The organism is Gracilibacillus halotolerans (assembly GCF_014206945.1).
Lineage (GTDB): Bacteria > Bacillota > Bacilli > Bacillales > Amphibacillaceae > Gracilibacillus > Gracilibacillus halotolerans.
Genome location: NZ_JACHON010000004.1, coordinates 185,843 through 205,208, shown reverse-complemented (window position 1 = coordinate 205,208; position 19,366 = coordinate 185,843). Strand labels below are relative to the sequence as shown.

Here is a 19,366-nt window from a genome sequence, read left to right as displayed (position 1 = left end):
TTCAAAATGAGATAATTCAATTCAACATTAGATAACTAACTTTCAAAATGAGATAATTCAATTCAACATTAGATAACTAACTTTCAAAATGAGATAATTCAATTCAACATTAGATAACTAACTTTCAAAATGAGATAACTCAATTCAACATTAGATAATTCAATTCAACATTAGATAACTAACTTTTAAAATGAGATAACTCAATTCAACATTAGATAACTAACTTTCAAAATGAGATAATTCAATTCAACATTAGATAACTAACTTTCAACATTAGATAACTCAACGAAACACCGAATCACAAACTCTAACGATTCGAATAGCACTAACATTTTTTCGTTTATAACGCGCTTTTTCGCTAAAATTGTAAAAATATTCAACTATTTTAGACTAGATGTGCTATAATAGAGCCGAATAATTGACTTTATGAATAGGATGAAGATGAAGTGGGAAGAAGATCAGAGATAAAACAAAAGAAAAAATCAAAAAAGTGGTGGATATTAACCCCTCTACTAATCTTATTAGCATTAATCGTAGCGGCTGGTATTTACGTGTGGTCCATCGTAAATAATGTCCAAGAAACGGTAGATTCACAAATGCATGAGACGGTAGAATCAATTGATCAAAAGAAAGCAGAACAAAAGGTTAAAGCAAAAGATCCAATCAACATCTTGCTTCTAGGAGTGGATCAACGTGCAGGTGATAGTGGTCGTTCGGACGCAATTATTGTAATGACGCTAAAGCCAGAAACAGATGAAATGTTAATGGTAAGTATACCTAGGGACACAAGAGCGTTAATGGTTGGTAAAGGAACAACAGAAAAAATTAATCATGCCTATGCACATGGTGGACCAGATATGGCGATAAATTCTGTTGAGAACTTACTAGGAATCGAAATTGATCATTTTGTCCGTATTAATATGGAAGGCTTAAAAGAACTCGTTGATGCAGTTGGCGGTATAACGGTTCAAAACGAACTTGAATGGAATGACGGAAAATATGAATTCACAAAAGGCCCCGTTACAATGGACGGTGACAAGGCACTAGCTTTTGTAAGAATGCGTAAAGATGACTCTCGTGGTGACTTCGGGCGTACCGATAGACAGCGACTAGTCATCGAGCAAATTGTGAAAAAGGGTGCTACTGTCGGTAATGTAACAAAAATTAATGATGTATTAGCTATTATGGGGGATAATGTAGGAACAAGTCTACAATTCTCTGATATGAACAGCTTACTTACTGGGTACAATGGTACGATTAAGAACACGGAAGATTATTTAATTCAAGGAACAGGTAAAACAATTGATAATACTTATTACTATATCGTTCCTGACGAAGAGTTTGCAAAGGTACGTGAAATGATCGAAAGCTAAAATCTAACAAAAAGGAGGCTGATTTTTTTCAGCCTCTTTTTCATCTGCTATTTTTTCTTTCTACGTGGATAAATTAATATCATTCGCCACATCAAATACACGTAAATACCAAAGCTGACTGCAAGTCCTACATAATTAGAAATAGGCAAAAACAAAGTGATTTGGTACAGTATAAATGGCCATAATATGGCGTAAGCAGACATTTTCCAGAGCTGTTGGTAAGCAAGCTTTCGTGATAAAATAAAGCGAAATATAGTAGCAATTGCAGCTAACGTGGAGATGCTAACAATAACTAGGAACATCATGAAAAATGGATAGAAAATAATAGATTGAAGCACAAGCTGACTTTTAGAAATCGCATTTTCATAGACATCCATCATATTAAGAAACGTATAAGGAAGAAATAGAAAAAAGAACAAACAGAACAAATAAACTAATGTGTCACGCATCGCCACACGATTTAAAGCAAATACAGCTTTCTTGTTAGGAAGCTTAGAAGATAATTTAATAATTTTTAATAGAGACATATTTTTTCACCATTTTATATTCTTATTCGTTTAGGGTTCGGTACTTACTGTCAAAATAAAGAATAGGCTTTCCGTCGTTTATTTGGATATCATCTACTTCCGCTATAACTAATAAATGATCTCCGGCCTCCACTGTTTGCGAAACCGTACATGCAAGTGTCGTTAGAGCATTATTAATAACTGGAACCCCATCTAATGTAGAAAAATCTTCAAACGATTTATCGGATTGCTTAGCAAAAATCATGGATATATCTTTCTGTTCCTCGCGTAAAACACTAATGCCGAATCGCTTGATTTCTTTATGATTCTCATAGAAAGTTGTTTTATGATCAACGGAGATAGTGATAAGCTTTGGGTCCAGTGAAACAGACATAAAAGCATTTACCGTCATTCCGCGTATTTCTTCGTCAAATTGCGAAGTAACGATCGTTATACCCGTCGCGAATTTACTCATCGCATTACGGAACTGTTGCGAACTCATGAGACACTTCCTCCTAAATTTTATTCTATTATTATTTTAGCATAGTTCAGTGAATAACAAAGCTATACAGCTTGTCGAATAAACATGGTGAAGAAACGCAAAAAAGACAAGCAAAGCCAACTTAAAAAGTTGCCATTGCTTGTCTAATCGCCAGATAATGTTAACGAATCTTGTTCTTATTCTTCTTTTTCATACTTGTAGCTTACTTCCTCCAGTTTCTCATCGTAATTCACAATTAAATTATACCCATCAAAATACCATGCATCGTTTGCATCGATAAAAAAGGTAATTCCATCCTTATCTACTGATGTTACTGGGTCTTCCATTTCTCCATTTACCTCAAAAGCTAAAGAGAAGCCTTGGTGAATCTCACTTTCGCCACCATATTTAGCTTGGAATTTTATATAACTATCCTCATCTAATTCTACCTCTTCCTTAAACCACTTTAATGCATCGTCTGTAATTTTTATTTCCAAAGTAGCCCACTCCTTTCGCTATATACATCATATTTACAAATTAGGTAATTTCCATTGTACTCTTCAATATTCCCTACATCAGAATTATTTACACACTATTTTTGGAAACAAAATAAATCAGTTTGTAGGTTTCGTGGCATACTAAATCGTAAATACTCATATTAGGTGATAAAACATGGAAATTATGATATTAATTATATTAATATTGGTGAATGCATTTTTTGCAGCGTCTGAAATCTCACTTGTTGCGCTTAACGACAATAAAATTAATAAACGTGCACAAGAAAATGATAAAAAGTCGATTAAATTAAAGAAATTGTTAGATGAGCCCGGACGTTTTTTAGCAACGATTCAGATAGGTATTACGTTAGCGGGATTTTTAGCTAGTGCGTTTGCTGCGGATAGTTTTGCTACACCTCTTGCAAACTGGCTTAAAGAGATAGGTGTACCTCTGTCGGTCTCTTTACTCGAAACGATATCGGTAATTGTGATTACATTATTGTTATCCTATTTCACACTTGTTGTTGGTGAATTAGTACCGAAGCAATTAGCGTTACAAAAAGCGGAGCAAATTGCTTATTTAACGGTTAATCCCCTTAGTATTCTCTTTAAAATAAGCTTTCCATTCGTCAAACTGTTGAACATATCTACGAATCTGATTGTGAAACTGTTTGGGGTAGATCCCAATGCGAAGAAAGAGGAAGCAAATGAAGAAGAAATTCGCATGCTCGTTGATATTGGTGGAGAGCAAGGTACAATTGAAGTAGACGAGAAGCAAATGATTCATAATATTTTTGAATTAAATGATAAACAGGTTTCGGATGTAATGACACATCGAACGGAAATTATCGCGATTCAAAAAAATGCGCCACTAGACGAAATTCTCCAGATTATGAATGAAAAACGTTTCACAAGGTTCCCGATTTATGAAGAGAATATGGATAATATTATCGGTATTTTGCATATGAAAGATATGTTTCCATATTTGTCTCAAGAGAAAGTTGAATTTTCTTTAGAGGCTATTTTAAGAGAACCCTATTATGTAATGGAGATGCAGCCAATTGACGTAGCGTTTAACGATATGAAGGCAAATAATGCTCACATTGCGATCGTTTTGGATGAATATGGTGGTGTTGATGGAATCGTAACGATGGAGGATATGATCGAAGAAATTGTTGGTGAAATAATGAGTGAGCACCATTTACCTGGTGAACAGGAAGAAAGTGAAATTATTCCACTGACAGACGAGCAGTATCGTGTGGAGGGAGTTACGAATCTGTATGAATTAGAAGAGGTGTTTCAAGTAGAGTTGCCAACTGAGGAGTTTGAAACGATAAACGGTTTCTTTGTCCATCTATTAGGTCGGATTCCGAAAATAGGAGAACAACCAACGGTAACTTATAAAAATTTAAAAATCGAAGCAGAGGTAATAACGGAACATAAAGTAGAAACCTTTAAAATAACAGTATTAGAAAAAGAAAAAAAATAATATCAGTAATGAATAATGATAATAGGGGGAATTTTGGATGAGTAAGCCTTTAATTTTACAGACTGATTTTGGACTAGCAGATGGAGCAGTTAGTGCGATGAAAGGTGTAGCTCACTCCGTCAGCAGTGAAATACCGATATACGATAATACCCATTATATCCCTCCATTCGATATTTGGTCTGCGTCGTATCGATTATGGCAAACGATTAATTATTGGCCAGAGGAAACAGTTTTTGTATCTGTAGTAGACCCTGGGGTTGGATCTGATAGAAAAAGTATTGTAGCTAGAACAAAAGATAATAGATATATTATTACACCAGACAATGGGACACTGACTCATATTTATTATCATCAAGAGATTGTAGAGGTAAGAGAAATTGATGAAGAATTAAATCGATTACCATCATCAGGAGCTTCACACACTTTTCATGGTAGAGACATCTATGCCTTTACAGGTGCTAGATTGGCCGCTGGTATTATTGATATGGAAGGAGTAGGCCCAGCTTTATCCGTCGAAAATGTCGAGCGGCTACCGTTTTATCATCCTAAATTAGACGATAACAATGAAAAAATAACAGGTACGATTGATATTCTGGATGTTCAATTTGGAAACCTTTGGACAAATATTGAAAGAGAACTGTTTGAAAAATTAGGGATTACCTATGGTGACGAGGTAGAAGTAGAAATTTTTCATGATTCTCGCCAAGTGTACAAGAACACAATGAGGTATGGTCGTTCGTTTGCTTCAACGAAGGTAGGGGAGCCAGTTATTTATGTGAATTCATTAGATAATATGGCAATTGCTATTAATCAAGGATCCTTTGCAAAGGCGTATAATATTGGAATAGGCACGAGCTGGCGTGTTGTATTAAAGTAGAAAAATTTTTTATAATTGTTAGGCGATCATAATTGGTCGCTTTTTTGTTTATGATAAAAGAATAATCAATATGAATAATGTAAAAAAGAAAAATATTTGACATATATGAATTTGAAGAGGGGAACGGATTAATTCCCCTTTATTTTACTAAGTTATCTTTCTCATTTCATTTTTTCGAATTCTTGAATCATTATATCGTAGTTGATCGCACCAAATGCTTTGTATTGAATACGTCCATTTGTATCAATCATAAATGATGTTGGATATGCCATGATTTTATACTCAGTTGTTAGTTCTGAACCTTCATCTAACAGAATAGGAAATGTTAGTCCTAGTTCATCTTTAAATTCAGGTACGTTTTGGGGACTTGACTCTGTTTCAATTAAATTTACAGCTAAGATATTTACATTTGTATCTTCATGAAATTTTTGCATATCCGGCATTTCTGCTCTACAAGGCGGACACCAAGTGGCCCAAAAATTTAGTAATACTTTTTCCCCTCTGAAATCAGATAATTTAGCCGTTTCACCATCTAATGTTTCAAGTTCAAAATCAGGTGCGATCTCACCTAGTTCGAGCCCAATATCTTCTGATTCGACAACCGCATTCTCACTTACATCTCCATTTGTAGCAGGTGGTGCAGTAATTTTGTTACCCATTTCATTTTCACTACTTGTGTTATTGGAACTAATAAAATCATAACTAACCCAGCCAAGTATTCCTAGCACAATTATCACAATAATGGCGTTTCTCATCTAGCCTACCTCCTCATTATCCTAATCTTGCTAGCCATGTTCTTCTACTAATTAATACAAAGCCACCCTCCGCTTCCATCTACTTATATATATAACGTATATATCTAATGTGAAAATTTGATGAAACGAACTATATTCACCAATATAAAAAGTGACAATTAATTGAACTGCTCGTTTGTAGCAATAGAATCCCCAAAGGAACAGAGAGGAGAGTATTTTCCTTATTAATGGGAAGGGAGAGTGTTAATTATGGTGAGATCCCTAACAAGAGAAAAAATAGAATGGCATTCTAAAAAGGATTTGCCAAACATTACATTCATCAAATTTTCACATTTAGTTTGTAAAATGATTTAAAGCTTGGCGATATCTTTATTTATGATAGGGATAGAAAATTTAAGGAGCAAATAGAATATGAAGGAATTTAACATGAAAGAACATGGTTTTACTATGAACACGGAATTTGGTGAATTAGCTATTTCTGCAGACACAGAATATGGTTTTCGTCCTTTTGAGTTAATGATTGCTTCTATAGTGGGATGTAGTTCAGCTGCATTAAGGGTGGTGTTGACTAAAATGAGGATTGATTTTGAAAACATCAAAGTATTCACTACTATTGAGCGTAATGAAACACAGGCAAACCGTATAGAGAAAATACACTTGCATTTTGTTATTCAAGGGGAAGAGCTCCGCGAGGAAAAAATAGAAAGAGCGATATCTATTGCACGAAAAAATTGTGGTATGATTCAATCGGTACAAGATAGTATTCTTGTAACGGAGTCATTCGAAGTTACTTAATAAACGAGCTGACAAAACTAAACTGGCAGTTCTATCGGGGTAAATAAATCTGTAGAGGAAGGCCACTTTGCAGGAATGTAGTTGGCTAACTATTCTTGCAAAGGGCCTCCCGATTACCAAATTTGCTTAATCGTCGTCATCATCTTCATGTTTCTCTTTAGAGATAGATATGAGTTCTCCAGTATAAGCATTGATTTTTAATTCTGCTACCTCGGTTGAAGAGTACATTTCAATTTCATAATAACGAAGCCCATCATCATCGTCTAATTCAATTTCATCAATTTTCCCATTGAATAAGCCTTTAGCGATTGACTTTGCTTTATCGATTGAGATAATAGATGATTTTTTTGAAGATTTGTTTTCTTCGTCCTTGTCATCATTAGCTTCTACCTTTTTGGTTTCTTTTTTGTCTTGTTTCGACTGGTCGTCTTGATCATCGGCTTGACTAACGTTTACTTCCGGAATATCATCATTTTTCTGGTTATCAGTTACCTTTTGATTATTAAATAGCTTTTCTTCAATTTTTAGTACTTCTCCTGTTTCTGCATCAATTTCTAACTCGTAAAATCGATCAGAACCTTTTATTTCTACCTCATATACTTTTTTATTACTCTCTTCATCAAGCTCCAATTCTACTATTTCACCAGGGAACTGTGTTTGGATTTTGTTCTTTGCTTCATCTTTTGTTAAATAGGCACTTGCTGAATCGGAGTTAAAAGTGAGTACTGCAAGAATTCCACCAACTAATAATAGCACACCAATAATTGAAAAAAAGATCTTATTATTCAATGATTATCCTCCTCTGATTTGTTATCTTTAGTTTATCCAGAGAAGATGAGTAGAACATAAAAGAAAAATGAGAAAATGATGAGAAATTATAAAAATTTATATGATTTTGACTATTTCTTCAGCAAAATTATCATTATTCATTTGGCAATGTAATCACAAATTCTGTTCCTTCATTCTTTTTACTTTCAACAGTAATGGTACCACCGTGGACTTCTACAATTTGTTTACAAATAGATAGACCTAACCCTGTACCACCTGTTTTTCTACTTCTTGCTTTGTCGACACGATAGAAACGATCAAAAATGTGAGCCAAATCTTCACTATCAATACCTTCACCAAAATCTTTGACGCTGATTAAAATAGTGTTTTTTCCTTTCGTGATTGTAGTAACCACTTCACGGTCACTATATTTACAAGCGTTATCGATTAAAATATAAAGAGCTTGTTGGAGCTTTTCATTATCTGCAAAAACCATGATTGGTCGTTCTTTTACATGTAATTGTATTTCTCGACTATACACCGCTGTGATAGATTGGATAACACTTTGCAAAGCACCAACTGCATCAAAAGAGGTAAGATTTAAGTTTTCATGTTCATTTTTAGCAAGGGATAGCATTTGTTCAATTAACGTCTTCATTCTGTCTGTTTCTCTTAAAATAGTATCTGTTCCCTCGTGAAGTAGTTCAGGTTTCTTTTCTACACGCCTTTTTAATAGTTCTGCATAACTCTTGATTACAGAGAGTGGTGTTCGGAGTTCGTGAGAGGCGTCTGAGACAAACTGTTGTTGCTTCCCAATATTTTCTTCAATACGGTCAATCATCTTATTGTATTCATCTTGTAAATCATTCAATTCGTCTTTGTTTTTTCGTTGGATATCAATACGTTCCCATTTTCCGTTAATCGGATTATTGTGCATCCCCTCTGTTAATTTGCGAATTGGTTTTATCAAATAATTAGCTAAAAAGCTTCCTGATAACAAGGCAGGAATAATCGATACAATAATTGTAATAAGTAAGACAAATCTTAACGATTCAATCGCTTCATCAACCGAATATAGCGCGACACTAAGCTGCAGCGTAACGATCGAACCATCCTCCCAAATAACCGGTAAAGACGCTTGTGCAAATGGTGTGTCCTCATAGTCAATTCTTTCAATCGTATCCTGTTGAACAAAATCTATAGGTAAATCAGAAAAGTCCGGACTCTTGGCAACAGAATAAGAGACACCTCCATCTTCTTGAATGATTCGAATAATACCATCTGGTGGTAAAAAGGCTTGAAGCAATGCTCGAAAATCGAGATTGGAATCATTGTTTTGCGCCATCGCTTCCCGAATATTCTCTGCTTCGTTTTGCACACGGTCGATTTCATTTGTTGTTAGATGGTTTGCGTACAACAAATAAATTACCGCATTAATAATAACAACAATTCCAATCATTAAAAGCGTGATAAATAGCTGAATTTTCCGTTTTAAGTTCATTTTTTCGCATCCTTAATCGTATAACCGACACCTCGGACGGTTTGAATCGTTGCTTGGTCAAATGGTTTATCAATCTTGTTTCGTAAATAGCGAATATAGACATCGACTACGTTCGTATCACCTGCATAATCAAATCCCCAAACTTTATCTAAAAGTTGTTCACGTGTCATAACTTGATTTTGATGTTGAAGTAAAAAGACGAGTAAATCAAATTCTCGAGGGGTTAATTGAATTTCTGTATCTCCTCGATAAACTTCTCTACTGTCTATTTCCACACGGAGGTTGTCATGTATTAAGACATTTGTTGAGGACTTCTTAAGTGTGCGTAAGTGAACTCGAATACGAGCAAGAAGCTCCTCCATCTCGAAAGGCTTCGTTATATAATCGTTAGCACCTAGATCAAGTCCCGATACTTTATCATAAACTTCATCCCTAGCTGTTAGTAATAAGACAGGAGTGGACGCGTCAAAATTGCGAAATCGTCTCAAAATTTCCATGCCACTCATTTCTGGTAGCATAATATCTAAAAGAATGAGATCGTACGTATTTTGCTCGAGTAGAGAAAATGCTTCACGGCCATTATGGACCGTGGTTGTTTCATAATCCTCATAGCCTAGCTCTAGTTCAATTACACGTGCTAAGCTTTCTTCATCTTCTACAATTAAAATATGTGCCAAGCTCGATTCTCCTCTTTCTCATAAATTATGAATTGGTAACTTATTTTTAATTGTACTATATCACATAATACGATAAAAAGAGTGCCCCTCCATATTGAATTAAGGAGCGGCACCTCATTTACTTGTTAAAAATGTAGTTGTTAATAAACTCATTGCGAAACTTACCATGGGGATCATGTTGTTCTACGAGTCGTTGGAAATCAGGTAGCTTTTTGTATAATGATGTTACTCTTTCTTTCGAAATCGTAAACAATTTGCCCCAATGTGGACGAGCTTGGAAAGGGATGAGGGACTCTTCGATTTCTGGTAAAATCTTTTTGACTGATTCCCAGTCATCTTTCCATGTGAAGTGAATCCCAATTGAATCCTGTTGGTAGAACGGACTCATCCATAAATCATCTCTTGCTATACTACGAATTTCGCAAACGTGCAGTAGTGGGGAAATCTTTTCTTTGTGTTTACTAATCGCAAGTAATGCATCGTAAGCTTGCTCTCTAGGAATAAGAAATTCAGACTGTAACTCATCCCCATTACTCGGTGTAAAATCAAGTCGGAAATGTGGGAGTCTATCATGCCACGGACCAGGTGTTCCTAACTGCTCGGTACAATGAACCGCTTCTACTCCTTGAATCGGATGAGAAGGTAAACGAGCTGCTGTGGCGCCATAAAATTCACTTGGTGGCGTTTGCCCATTATCCTCTTGATGGAGGGATTTTAACCAAACTTGATCGAATACTTCCTTTTTCCAATTTGTAAATAAACTAACACTATAAGCAGATGAAAAAACGTTGTCAAAATTATTCGCTAATTGCTCGAATGGCAGATTCTCATAAACGTACTGACAAATATCAAATGCGGGTATTAGATCTAGTGTTATTTCTATTATTACTCCTAAAGCTCCTAGGCTTACAACAGCACCCTTTAATAATGCCTCGTCTCGTTCACGGGAAAATGTAACAACTTCCCCACCACCAGTAACAACCTTCATAGCAGATATAGAATTAGATAAACATTGATTCTTATCACCTGAACCATGTGTTGCAGTAGCACAAGCACCTGCAATAGATATATGAGGTAAAGAAGCCATGTTTGGTAGAGCAAATCCTTTATCCTGTAGAAAAAGACTTAGGTCACCATAACGGATTCCACCTTCTACGGTTACCGTCCTGTTTTCTTTATCCAATTTTATAACATTATTTAATTTTTCTAATGAAATAATATTTTCTTTGGAGTCAGCAATGCCATTAAATGAATGGCGAGAACCTACCACTCTAACTTTATCTAGTTGCTTTACAAGCTGTTGAACTTCTTCAATGCTTGAAGGCACATGCCAGTTAGTTGCTTGATATGTATAGTTGCCTGCCCAGTTTTTCTGTAGGGTCATTTAGATAACCTCCTTAATAGTAGCTTTCATAGAATTAAAGTGTGATTTTATTTTACCATATTACTTCTTGAAAACGTTTAAAATTATTCGTTAGTAGTGAATACTAAGTTAGTATAGAATGAAAATAGATAGTTTTTGTTGGACAAAAGGGAGGATTATTAAATGAAAATTATACCTATCGGAATATGGGGAGGATACCCGAAAGCAAATGGCGCTAACTCTTCTTTTCTTGTAATCGATGGCGATTTTCATTTGTTAATTGATTGTGGCAGTGGCGTACTTGCTTCGTTACAACAAATTATTCCAATTCATACATTAGACGCAGTAATCATTACTCATTATCACCATGATCATGTTGCTGATGTCGGTGTATTAAAGTATGCAAAACTTGTACAAAATCAATTACAGGAACAAAAGTCAATTACCGTCTATGCACATGCTAAGGATAAGACATTTTTCCAATGGAAAAGCACGGAGGATATTATATTTCAAGTAATAGAGGAAGAGACAGAACAAGAGATTGGACCATTTACCATACGGACAGCTGTAACGAATCATCCAGCGTATTGTTTAGCTGTTCAAATAGAGAATCGTGAAGGTAAAAAAGTAACATTTACTTCAGATACTGCTTGGAAGGATGAGCTTGTTACTTTTGCGGAAGGCTCTGATTTACTTGTCTCTGAATCGAATTTATATGAACATTTAGAAGGGAAGATACCTGGTCATTTGAGTGGGAGGGAAGCTGGCAAGCTAGCAAATGCAGCAAATGTCAAACAACTATTGTTGACCCATTTACCTCACTTCGGAAATGTTAATGACTTAGTGGAAGAAGCTCAATCGGAATTTGATGGACCTGTATCATTAGCAGTGGTTCACCGGGAGTATGAAGTGTGATTGAAAGTTCCTTTTAATAATAACAAAGTATCAAAGTAAGGAAGAGGCTGGACAAAAGCCTCTTTTTATCTTGGTAAATCTACTGAAAACTTTTTACGCAATTCTGCTAATTTTTCGAGTCGTTTAATATTTTCTTCCTTCTCTCTTAAACCAAGGGAAAGAATCATATTTTCAATTAATATCGTAGGACCAAGCATAGAGTGAAACTCGTTCGCTTCACCTCTGCTAGCGAATAGGGTATACGTCGCACTAGATGAGAAGCGTGCTGCTAATTGATCTGTTATTAAAATGGATTGAAAATGTTTCTCTCTTTGGTATTGGAGCAATACCTTTGCTTCTGGTAATAACCTTGTAAAAGCAAAAATAATAATTATGTCCTCTTTTTTAAAATGTATCATCTCTTCGAATAGTTCATGTCCGTGTTGTTGAATTAGATGGATTTTTTTCCCGTATCTTGCCATCCGATAGTTTAATAGCTCAGCTAACCCTTTGGCTGGACCTAAAGCCAGTATGAATATTCGATTTGCCTCCATTAAAGCGTCTATAGATCGTTCGAAAACTTTTGGGTTTTGATGATCCATTGTTTCCTGGAGTAAACCAACTCCTTTTTCTACGGATAAATAGAAAGTCCCTCCACTTAAATTATTTCCAGTGTTTCGTATCTTACCAGCGGGAGAAACCGCCAGTTCCTCTTTCATATCATGCTTAAATGCCTTTAAATTTTGATAACCTATTGCTTTCCAGAAACGAGAGACAGTAGCAATACTTATTCCTAGCTTATTTGCAATCTCTTGTTCCGTTGATAATAATACTTCTTCCAAGTGCCTCTCAATGTAATTTGCGATTTTCCATTGACTTTCAGTTAAATGAGTATAATCGATTCTCATTGCTCGCTCCTTTTTCAGTTGTTGACGATATTGTATCAAAAGAAATGAAAATAGGGATGAGAATGAAAGAAAATTTACATCATGATAATAAAAGTTAACAAATTTACATCACTTTAACTCTATTCATTATTGTAGTTAATAATAGAAACCTATAATAAAGCTGAAAATATGAAGGAGGAGAAATAAATGAGCAATTTAGAGAACCGCTTTATATTAACTCAGTCTCAAAAAATGATGGTCTTTATTTTATCAATGTCTCTCTATGGATTATCCAACATGATTACAGAACTAGTACCAGAGTTTTACATCGGTCCGATTGAACTTTCTGTTGAGTATTTCGCATTTATTCCATTAACATTATGTATTCTATTTCACCCGCTTTACGCTGCAATTGGTGCATCGCTAGGAGAAGTGATTTTTGGCGAAATAATGTTAGGACAATTTGGTGGGTTTGGTGAATTAGAAAAATTTATCGCATTTTCACTCGCGATGTATGTTGCAGGTACGCTTGTCCGTGATCCTAAAAACAAACTGCAAGTCGGAATTGCGGCAATGGTAGGAATAATTATCCATCAAGCTATTAGCGCAATTGTTGATATTCTGAAAGTTTGGGTAGGTGTAGAAGAGTTAGAAGCAGTTCCAGGATTAGCGGAAAGTATCGTAGCGATTGAAGGGTTTTATTTTTTAAATGATGTGCTGTTCTCCGGTATCTTATTTGCATTACTACCTACTGTTTATTTAGTTCCTAGGCTTTACGGCAAGATAGAACCGTTACTAGGTATGAAGCCTCGAACGAGAGATGATCGCTATTCTCTTAAAGAAATAGTAGGACCGAGATTAATAGTAGGTGGAATATTGTTAGCTGCCTTTGCCTTCCTGTTTGAGTTTTTATCTGAAACAGAATTTAATTGGGAATGGGAAGCAGACTTTGTTGAGATGTTCGGTGATTGGTTTGTATTTATAAGTATTGGTGTAGCTGCTTTTATAGCGATTATTACACTTGTTGTTCTGTCGAATAGGAAGAAAAATAATACTCAAAAGGATGAAAAAGTATCATAATGCAGCCAATTATTGAATTAAGAAACGTAACGTATCAATATCCAGGTGCAAATACCCCTGTTCTTCGAGATGTAAATTTAACAATAGAAAAAGGAGATTTTGTAGCTATCTTAGGTGGTAATGGAAGCGGAAAATCAACTATGTGTAAATTGTTCAATGGACTAATACCTCACTACTATGTAGGTGATTTATCAGGAAAGGTAACAGTTAACAGTCGTTCAACGCTGGACCATAAAGTTTCAGATTTTTCCAAGACTGTTGGTTATGTTTATCAAGATTTTGAAAATCAAATAGTAAGCCCAAGAGTATTGGAGGATGCAAGCTTTGCCCCACTACACTTTGGATTGCCAGACTTTGAAGAGAGAGGAATTCGTGCATTAGAAGTTGTAGGTTTGTTAGAACATCGTGATGAATTTGTTTGGCAATTAAGTGGGGGACAGAAGCATTTATTGGCATTAGCAAGTATTCTGTCTTTAAATCCCGACATAATAATAATAGACGAACCATCTGCACAGTTAGATCCCCAGCATGCTAGAGAAATATATAAGCTGTTACAAAAGTTAAATAAAGAAGAAGGGAAAACGATTATTGTTATTGAGCATCATACAGAATTTGTAGCAGAGTTCGCGAATACAGTTATCCTGATGAATCAAGGTAGTATCGAATTTAAATTACCAGTAGTAAAAGCCTTAAATGAAATAGAATTATTAGAGCAGCATCAAATATTCCCACCACAGGTAACACAAGCAGCAGCAAAATGTTTCCCACACAAAGAACAGCTACCTATCACTATAAGGGAATCGCTCGATTTATTTGAAAGAGGCGGACAAATGGAGGAAGAAGTGTCCTCACCAGGGCCAGAACGGGAGGTAATCGTTCAATATGATAAAGTATGTTACTCGTATCAAACGATAACAAAAAAGAAGAAACGTGTACTGCACGATATTAATCTCACCATAAATGAAGGAGATTATATTGCTTTGGTAGGAAATAATGGTGCTGGTAAATCAACGCTTATGCGATTATTGACTGGTTTAATCAAGCAGGAGATTGGAAACGTTTTTCTAGGAGGAAAGGATATACGGAAGACTACTCCAGAAAAACTTGCTGAGAGAATCACGTACATTTATCAGAATCCCGAGCAAATGTTTATTGATGATAGCGTAGAAAAAGACATTGGTTTTTATTTACGTGCTAGAAAACACCCTCAAACAGAAAAAATTGTGAATCAGTTAGTAGAACAGTTTCATTTAAAAGAATTGAAGAAAAGAGATAGTCGTTTGCTTAGTGGTGGTCAACAGAGAAGAGCTTCATTAGCAATTGGAATGGGGATGAATCCTCAAATAATGTTGTTAGACGAACCAACCGCAAATTTAGACATATCAACTAGAAAACAAGTAAGTAGATTATTAGCCCAATTAAAAAGTCAATTAAAAGCGGTTGTTATTGCAACGCATGATATGCAACTTGCTTGTGAATTTGCTAATAGAATTATTGTGATGCACGAGGGAAGAATCATTCATGATGGAGATAAGTATTCGGTGTATGCTAACCAGTGGTTATTGAAAAAAGCAGGATTATATCCACCACAAATTTTCACTCTTTCTAAGGAATTAGAATGGAAACATCCCGTTTTTTCGGTAGAAGAATTTGTCCAGCAGTATGAGAGGAGAGAGGTAAGCTATGGAGTATGGACGTAAATGGATGGATAAACTGTCGGTTGAACAAGTAAAAATCGAATTACTCCATACGGCATACGGAAATAGTGATATATTTTTTGCGAAGCTAGATCCCCGAACATTGTTTATTTGGTATTCTTACTTCGGAATTACACCATGGTTTTTACATAATGAATATATATTGTTAGGTATGCTTTTATTTATGCTTGTAACGACTTATTTTGCAAAAATTAGTCCGCTAATTATGTTAATTCTATCTCTTGGTCTCCTAGGTCAGGGTGGCTCGTTATTGATTATTGCTTTATTTTTTGGAGGTAATTGGGCAACTTTAATGCCTCTATTCATACTAACTGTCAAGCTAATGGTTATTTCTCTAGCTAGTATTACAGTGTTTTGTTCGATGAACCCAACGCAGTTAAGTAATGGATTATTAAAAATTGGAGTTCCTGGTCAAGTTTCTTTCAGTATTGCTTATGGTTACCGAATGTTACCCACTCTAGTAGAAGAATATCATCATGTCTTTCAGTCCTTTCGTCTCCGTGGCAAAGCACCTGAGAAACGTGGATTTCTATATATAAGAACGATTAGTTATTTTGTGAAACTCGCGGTGATGTCTTTTTATCCATTGCTTTTATCTACTGCAAAACGAGCAAGAACAACAGTAGAAGCGTTAGAAACAAAAGGTAGCATGTACGGTTTTAATCATCCAGAGGTGAAAAAGTTAAAATTGAAAACGCTCAAAATGAAGAAAAGAGATTATTTATTTTTAATAGCTTCTTTCCTTTATGTTGTACTTTTGTTCGTTTATTTTTATTAGAGAGGAAGAGGAAAATGATTATCGATTTTCATAGTCACGTTAAAATATCGAAAAAGTCTAGTTTTTCCCCGACTTATTTCATAGAAATGATGAAAGAAGCAAAGGAAAATGGATTAACAGCTTTAGCAATGACGGAACATTTTAATACAACACGTTTCTTTGATGTGTATGATTTTCTAGACGAGCAGTATCCATATATCAACCATTATTATGATATCGACGGCTTAAAGCTATTCCCTGGAATGGAGGTAGATGTAAAGGAAGGAGGTCATATTTTATTAATTGGGGAGAGAAGAGTGATAAAGGAAATTCGAGGTCAACTTGATTTTCATATAGAGGATGAAAATTTCCTATCTTTCGAACAGTTAATGAAACTCGTATCACATTATGAATTACTGAAAATAGGAGCACATCCTTTCCGCGCTAGTACCCCTTTAGCGAGAAATGTATGGAAAGAATCGTTAAGACAATTAGATGCTTTTGATTTAAACGGGAAAGATTTATACGCTAAAGGCATAGAAAGTTGTGAGCAAGAACTCCGAATCTTAGCAGATGAATTAAATATGCCTGTTATCGGTGGGAGTGATACACATCAATTTCTTCAATATGGTTCCATTGTAAATAAAATGGAGAAGGAATGTTCGACAATTGATGAATTAAAACAAGAAATAAAAGAAGGTAATTTTGATATAGTGATTCACCCAGCACTTTACTTAAAGGTAAAATCTGCTTCGTTAGTTAAAAAGTTTATGAAAAAATACTTGGAGAGTAAATCAGTCACAATACTACGCTAACTCATTTGATGCAAAAAAGTAGTACAGACAATGGCGTCTGTACTACTTACTCTAGTTACATATAATCTTAGTCTTCTTTTTCTTTAGAGATAGATAATAATTCGCCTGTATATGCATCAATATCTAGCTCAACTTCATGTGTAGAGGAATACATTTCTACTTCATAATAGAGTCTGCCGTCATCCTCATCAAGCTCTAATTCTTCAATTTTTCCATCAAAAAAATCGTGTGCAATAGCTTCTACTTCACTTACAGAAATAATAGAATCCTTATCTGTTTTCTTAGTTGTATTTTTACTATCGCCATTATCATCAGCAGTTTGAACTGCTTGATTAGAACCCGCTTGTTCCTTCGATGCCTTTTTACCAGAGAATACTTCCTCTTCTATTTTAAGAACCTCACCTGTATCAGCATCTACTTCTAATTCATAGTGTCGATCAGTACCTTTTATCTCAATTTCGTAGACCTTTTTGCTTCCTTCTTTCTCAAACTCTAATTCTACTACTTCTCCCGGAAACTGCGTTTGAATCTTTTCCATTGCCTCTTCTTTTGATAACTCTGCACTAGCAGAATCTGAATTAATCGTAAGTGCTGCAAAAACACCTCCAGTTACGATTAAGCCACCCAATACAGGTATAAAAAATTTGTTTTTCATTTGCTCTACAACTCCTTTTCATTTGTTACTCTTAGTTTATCCACTGAAAATGAGTAGAGAGTAAAAGAAAAATGATAAAACAATGAGAAATAGAAGAAATATTTATCATATAGGAAAAAAGCTCGGGACGTAGAGAAGGGCTTACCTAAGAAATAAAGAACGCTGACTTCAAATACAGCCAGCGTCTTACTTTAATTAATTGGTGTTGTTGATTTTCTATATTTAATATCATAAGGAATAATAATACGTTTTGCTGGCTCGTCTTTATTTTTAGTTAATTCAAGTAAACAACGAGCAGATTGTACCCCTAAATTATAAATTTGAATATCAACAGTTGTTAGTGCAGGTGTTGTAATTTCAGATAAATATAAATTGTTGAAGGAAGTAATCGATACATCTTCCGGACAGTTGATACCCAGTTCCTCTAGCGCATTCATTACACCAAGAGTCATTAAATCATCGGCAACTACTAAACCAGTAGGCGGGGTGTCTAATTGAAATAGCTTCTCGACTGCTTCTCGTCCACCTGATTTTAGGAACGCTGTATGAATAATATACTCGTCAGGGAGAGGTAAAGAGGCTTCTTTGATGGCTGAGCGGTAACCGTGAAGACGATCGGACGTTACGGTTAACTCTTTGGAACCGCCAATAAAAGCAATATGCTGATGTCCAAGCTCAATCAAATGATTGGTTAAATCTTTACTTGCCTGGACGTTGTTATTGTCTACATACGTTATCTCGCTCTCATTTTCAAAAGGTTTACCAACGATAACGAATGGGAATTTCTTTTCCATTAAAAATTCTTGAACAGGATCGTTCATTCTAGAGTATAGTAAGATAATCCCGTCGACCCGATTACCGTTTACCATTCTTTGCACTTCTTCAAAGGTAGTTTCTTCATTTCCACCTGTAGAAACATATAAGGAATATTCAACCTCGTGTAAATGTGATCCAATTCCTCTTAATACTTCTGGGAAGAATGGATTTTGAAGTGCAACATCTGCGGATGATGGCATAATGACACCAATAGATTGAGAGGAACGTACAGCTAGATTTCTAGCATTGATGTTTGGGTGATAGCCTAAATCTTTCATTGCTTTTCGTACACGTTTTTTTGTTTCCATGCTTATACGGGGATTATCCGCAATAACCCTGGAAACAGTGGAAGGAGCAACACCAGCTCGCTTCGCTACATCTTTAATGGTAATGGACATAATCTTCACCTTTCACGCTATTCACAATTATTTTTATTATATCTATCCTTATTATAAATCAATTAACTAATAAATAGAACTTTCATGTAAATCATTACTTACTAGGAAAAAAATGCGAGAAAAAGGCTACTATAATTAGCCAATTCCTCGCATATCCTCATCAGAAGGGAGAAAGGGAACACGATGATTGCCACTAGAGTGTTTCATTGCATCGTACAAGATCCGTATCACGGTATTGATAGCCAAGTGATCTATCGTACAGTT

At 35.3% G+C, this 19,366-nt stretch carries 20 protein-coding genes; 9 read left to right on the top strand and 11 right to left on the bottom strand.

The genetic code is table 11. The annotated features are described in order from the left end of the window. Positions 1-446 precede the first annotated feature (446 nt). Positions 447-1,373, top strand: coding sequence for an LCP family glycopolymer transferase (locus tag GGQ92_RS07660; RefSeq protein ID WP_184246603.1), 927 nt, complete (start codon positions 447-449; stop codon positions 1,371-1,373). 47 nt (positions 1,374-1,420) lie between these two features. On the opposite strand, the gene GGQ92_RS07655 is transcribed toward GGQ92_RS07660, so the two are convergent. The 3 genes from GGQ92_RS07655 to GGQ92_RS07645 form a co-directional block, all read right to left on the bottom strand. Further along, on the bottom strand, positions 1,421-1,900 hold the full coding sequence (locus GGQ92_RS07655) for a DUF1189 family protein (protein WP_184246600.1): 480 nt from the start codon (positions 1,898-1,900) through the stop codon (positions 1,421-1,423). Positions 1,901-1,922: 22 nt separating this feature from the next. Next, entirely contained in the window at positions 1,923-2,381 is a 459-nt protein-coding gene (locus GGQ92_RS07650; RefSeq protein ID WP_184246597.1) for a flavin reductase family protein, read from the bottom strand. A gap of 176 nt (positions 2,382-2,557) precedes the next feature. Then, positions 2,558-2,857 carry a HesB/YadR/YfhF family protein gene (locus GGQ92_RS07645; protein WP_184246594.1) on the bottom strand — a complete coding sequence of 100 codons (300 nt, stop codon included), beginning with the start codon at positions 2,855-2,857 and terminating at the stop codon, positions 2,558-2,560. Positions 2,858-3,032: 175 nt separating this feature from the next. On the opposite strand from GGQ92_RS07645, the gene GGQ92_RS07640 reads away from it, so the two are divergent. Next, positions 3,033-4,346 (top strand): hemolysin family protein, encoded by a 1,314-nt coding sequence (locus GGQ92_RS07640; protein WP_184246592.1) that lies wholly within the window; start codon positions 3,033-3,035, stop codon positions 4,344-4,346. A 37-nt stretch (positions 4,347-4,383) separates the two neighbouring features. Continuing rightward, positions 4,384-5,223 (top strand): SAM hydrolase/SAM-dependent halogenase family protein, encoded by an 840-nt coding sequence (locus GGQ92_RS07635; protein ID WP_184246589.1) that lies wholly within the window; start codon positions 4,384-4,386, stop codon positions 5,221-5,223. A gap of 161 nt (positions 5,224-5,384) precedes the next feature. On the opposite strand, the gene GGQ92_RS07630 is transcribed toward GGQ92_RS07635, so the two are convergent. Further along, on the bottom strand, positions 5,385-5,978 hold the full coding sequence (locus GGQ92_RS07630; RefSeq protein ID WP_184246586.1) for a TlpA family protein disulfide reductase: 594 nt from the start codon (positions 5,976-5,978) through the stop codon (positions 5,385-5,387). 411 nt (positions 5,979-6,389) lie between these two features. Here GGQ92_RS07630 and GGQ92_RS07625 point away from each other — a divergent pair, with 411 nt between their 5' ends. Then, the gene (locus GGQ92_RS07625; RefSeq protein ID WP_184246583.1) at positions 6,390-6,773 is read left to right on the top strand and encodes an OsmC family protein; all 384 of its coding nucleotides are present in this window, start codon (positions 6,390-6,392) and stop codon (positions 6,771-6,773) included. Between the two features lie 126 nt (positions 6,774-6,899). Here the strand turns inward: GGQ92_RS07625 and GGQ92_RS07620 are convergent, their stop codons facing one another. The 4 genes from GGQ92_RS07620 to GGQ92_RS07605 all read right to left on the bottom strand — a co-directional run bounded on the left by GGQ92_RS07620 (position 6,900) and on the right by GGQ92_RS07605 (position 11,103). Then, positions 6,900-7,562, bottom strand: a complete 663-nt coding sequence (locus GGQ92_RS07620) for a PepSY domain-containing protein (RefSeq protein ID WP_184246580.1) — start codon at positions 7,560-7,562, stop codon at positions 6,900-6,902. A 133-nt stretch (positions 7,563-7,695) separates the two neighbouring features. Then, positions 7,696-9,042 (bottom strand): sensor histidine kinase, encoded by a 1,347-nt coding sequence (locus GGQ92_RS07615; protein ID WP_184246577.1) that lies wholly within the window; start codon positions 9,040-9,042, stop codon positions 7,696-7,698. Further along, positions 9,039-9,719, bottom strand: coding sequence for a response regulator transcription factor (locus GGQ92_RS07610; protein ID WP_184246574.1), 681 nt, complete (start codon positions 9,717-9,719; stop codon positions 9,039-9,041). Before GGQ92_RS07610 ends, GGQ92_RS07615 begins: the two co-directional genes overlap by 4 nt. A 118-nt stretch (positions 9,720-9,837) precedes the next feature. Further along, positions 9,838-11,103 (bottom strand): FAD-binding protein, encoded by a 1,266-nt coding sequence (locus tag GGQ92_RS07605; RefSeq protein ID WP_184246571.1) that lies wholly within the window; start codon positions 11,101-11,103, stop codon positions 9,838-9,840. A gap of 162 nt (positions 11,104-11,265) precedes the next feature. On the opposite strand from GGQ92_RS07605, the gene GGQ92_RS07600 reads away from it, so the two are divergent. Next, positions 11,266-11,997, top strand: coding sequence for an MBL fold metallo-hydrolase (locus tag GGQ92_RS07600; protein WP_184246568.1), 732 nt, complete (start codon positions 11,266-11,268; stop codon positions 11,995-11,997). Positions 11,998-12,062: 65 nt separating this feature from the next. On the opposite strand, the gene GGQ92_RS07595 is transcribed toward GGQ92_RS07600, so the two are convergent. Then, the gene (locus GGQ92_RS07595) at positions 12,063-12,884 is read right to left on the bottom strand and encodes a MurR/RpiR family transcriptional regulator (RefSeq protein WP_184246565.1); all 822 of its coding nucleotides are present in this window, start codon (positions 12,882-12,884) and stop codon (positions 12,063-12,065) included. A gap of 186 nt (positions 12,885-13,070) precedes the next feature. Here GGQ92_RS07595 and GGQ92_RS07590 point away from each other — a divergent pair, with 186 nt between their 5' ends. From GGQ92_RS07590 to GGQ92_RS07575, 4 genes are read left to right on the top strand one after another with little or no spacing between them, the layout of a single operon-like run. Beyond that, positions 13,071-13,943 carry a DUF8171 family membrane protein gene (locus GGQ92_RS07590; protein ID WP_184246563.1) on the top strand — a complete coding sequence of 291 codons (873 nt, stop codon included), beginning with the start codon at positions 13,071-13,073 and terminating at the stop codon, positions 13,941-13,943. Then, positions 13,943-15,643, top strand: a complete 1,701-nt coding sequence (locus GGQ92_RS07585; protein ID WP_184246560.1) for an ABC transporter ATP-binding protein — start codon at positions 13,943-13,945, stop codon at positions 15,641-15,643. The genes GGQ92_RS07590 and GGQ92_RS07585 overlap by 1 nt, the downstream gene beginning before the upstream one ends. After that, positions 15,627-16,439, top strand: coding sequence for an energy-coupling factor transporter transmembrane component T family protein (locus GGQ92_RS07580; protein WP_184246557.1), 813 nt, complete (start codon positions 15,627-15,629; stop codon positions 16,437-16,439). Before GGQ92_RS07585 ends, GGQ92_RS07580 begins: the two co-directional genes overlap by 17 nt. A 14-nt stretch (positions 16,440-16,453) precedes the next feature. After that, positions 16,454-17,233, top strand: a complete 780-nt coding sequence (locus GGQ92_RS07575; protein WP_184246554.1) for a PHP domain-containing protein — start codon at positions 16,454-16,456, stop codon at positions 17,231-17,233. A gap of 67 nt (positions 17,234-17,300) precedes the next feature. Here the strand turns inward: GGQ92_RS07575 and GGQ92_RS07570 are convergent, their stop codons facing one another. After that, entirely contained in the window at positions 17,301-17,888 is a 588-nt protein-coding gene (locus GGQ92_RS07570; protein WP_184246551.1) for a PepSY domain-containing protein, read from the bottom strand. A 191-nt stretch (positions 17,889-18,079) separates the two neighbouring features. Beyond that, the gene (locus tag GGQ92_RS07565; protein ID WP_184246548.1) at positions 18,080-19,102 is read right to left on the bottom strand and encodes a LacI family DNA-binding transcriptional regulator; all 1,023 of its coding nucleotides are present in this window, start codon (positions 19,100-19,102) and stop codon (positions 18,080-18,082) included. Between the last annotated feature and the right edge of the window lie 264 nt (positions 19,103-19,366).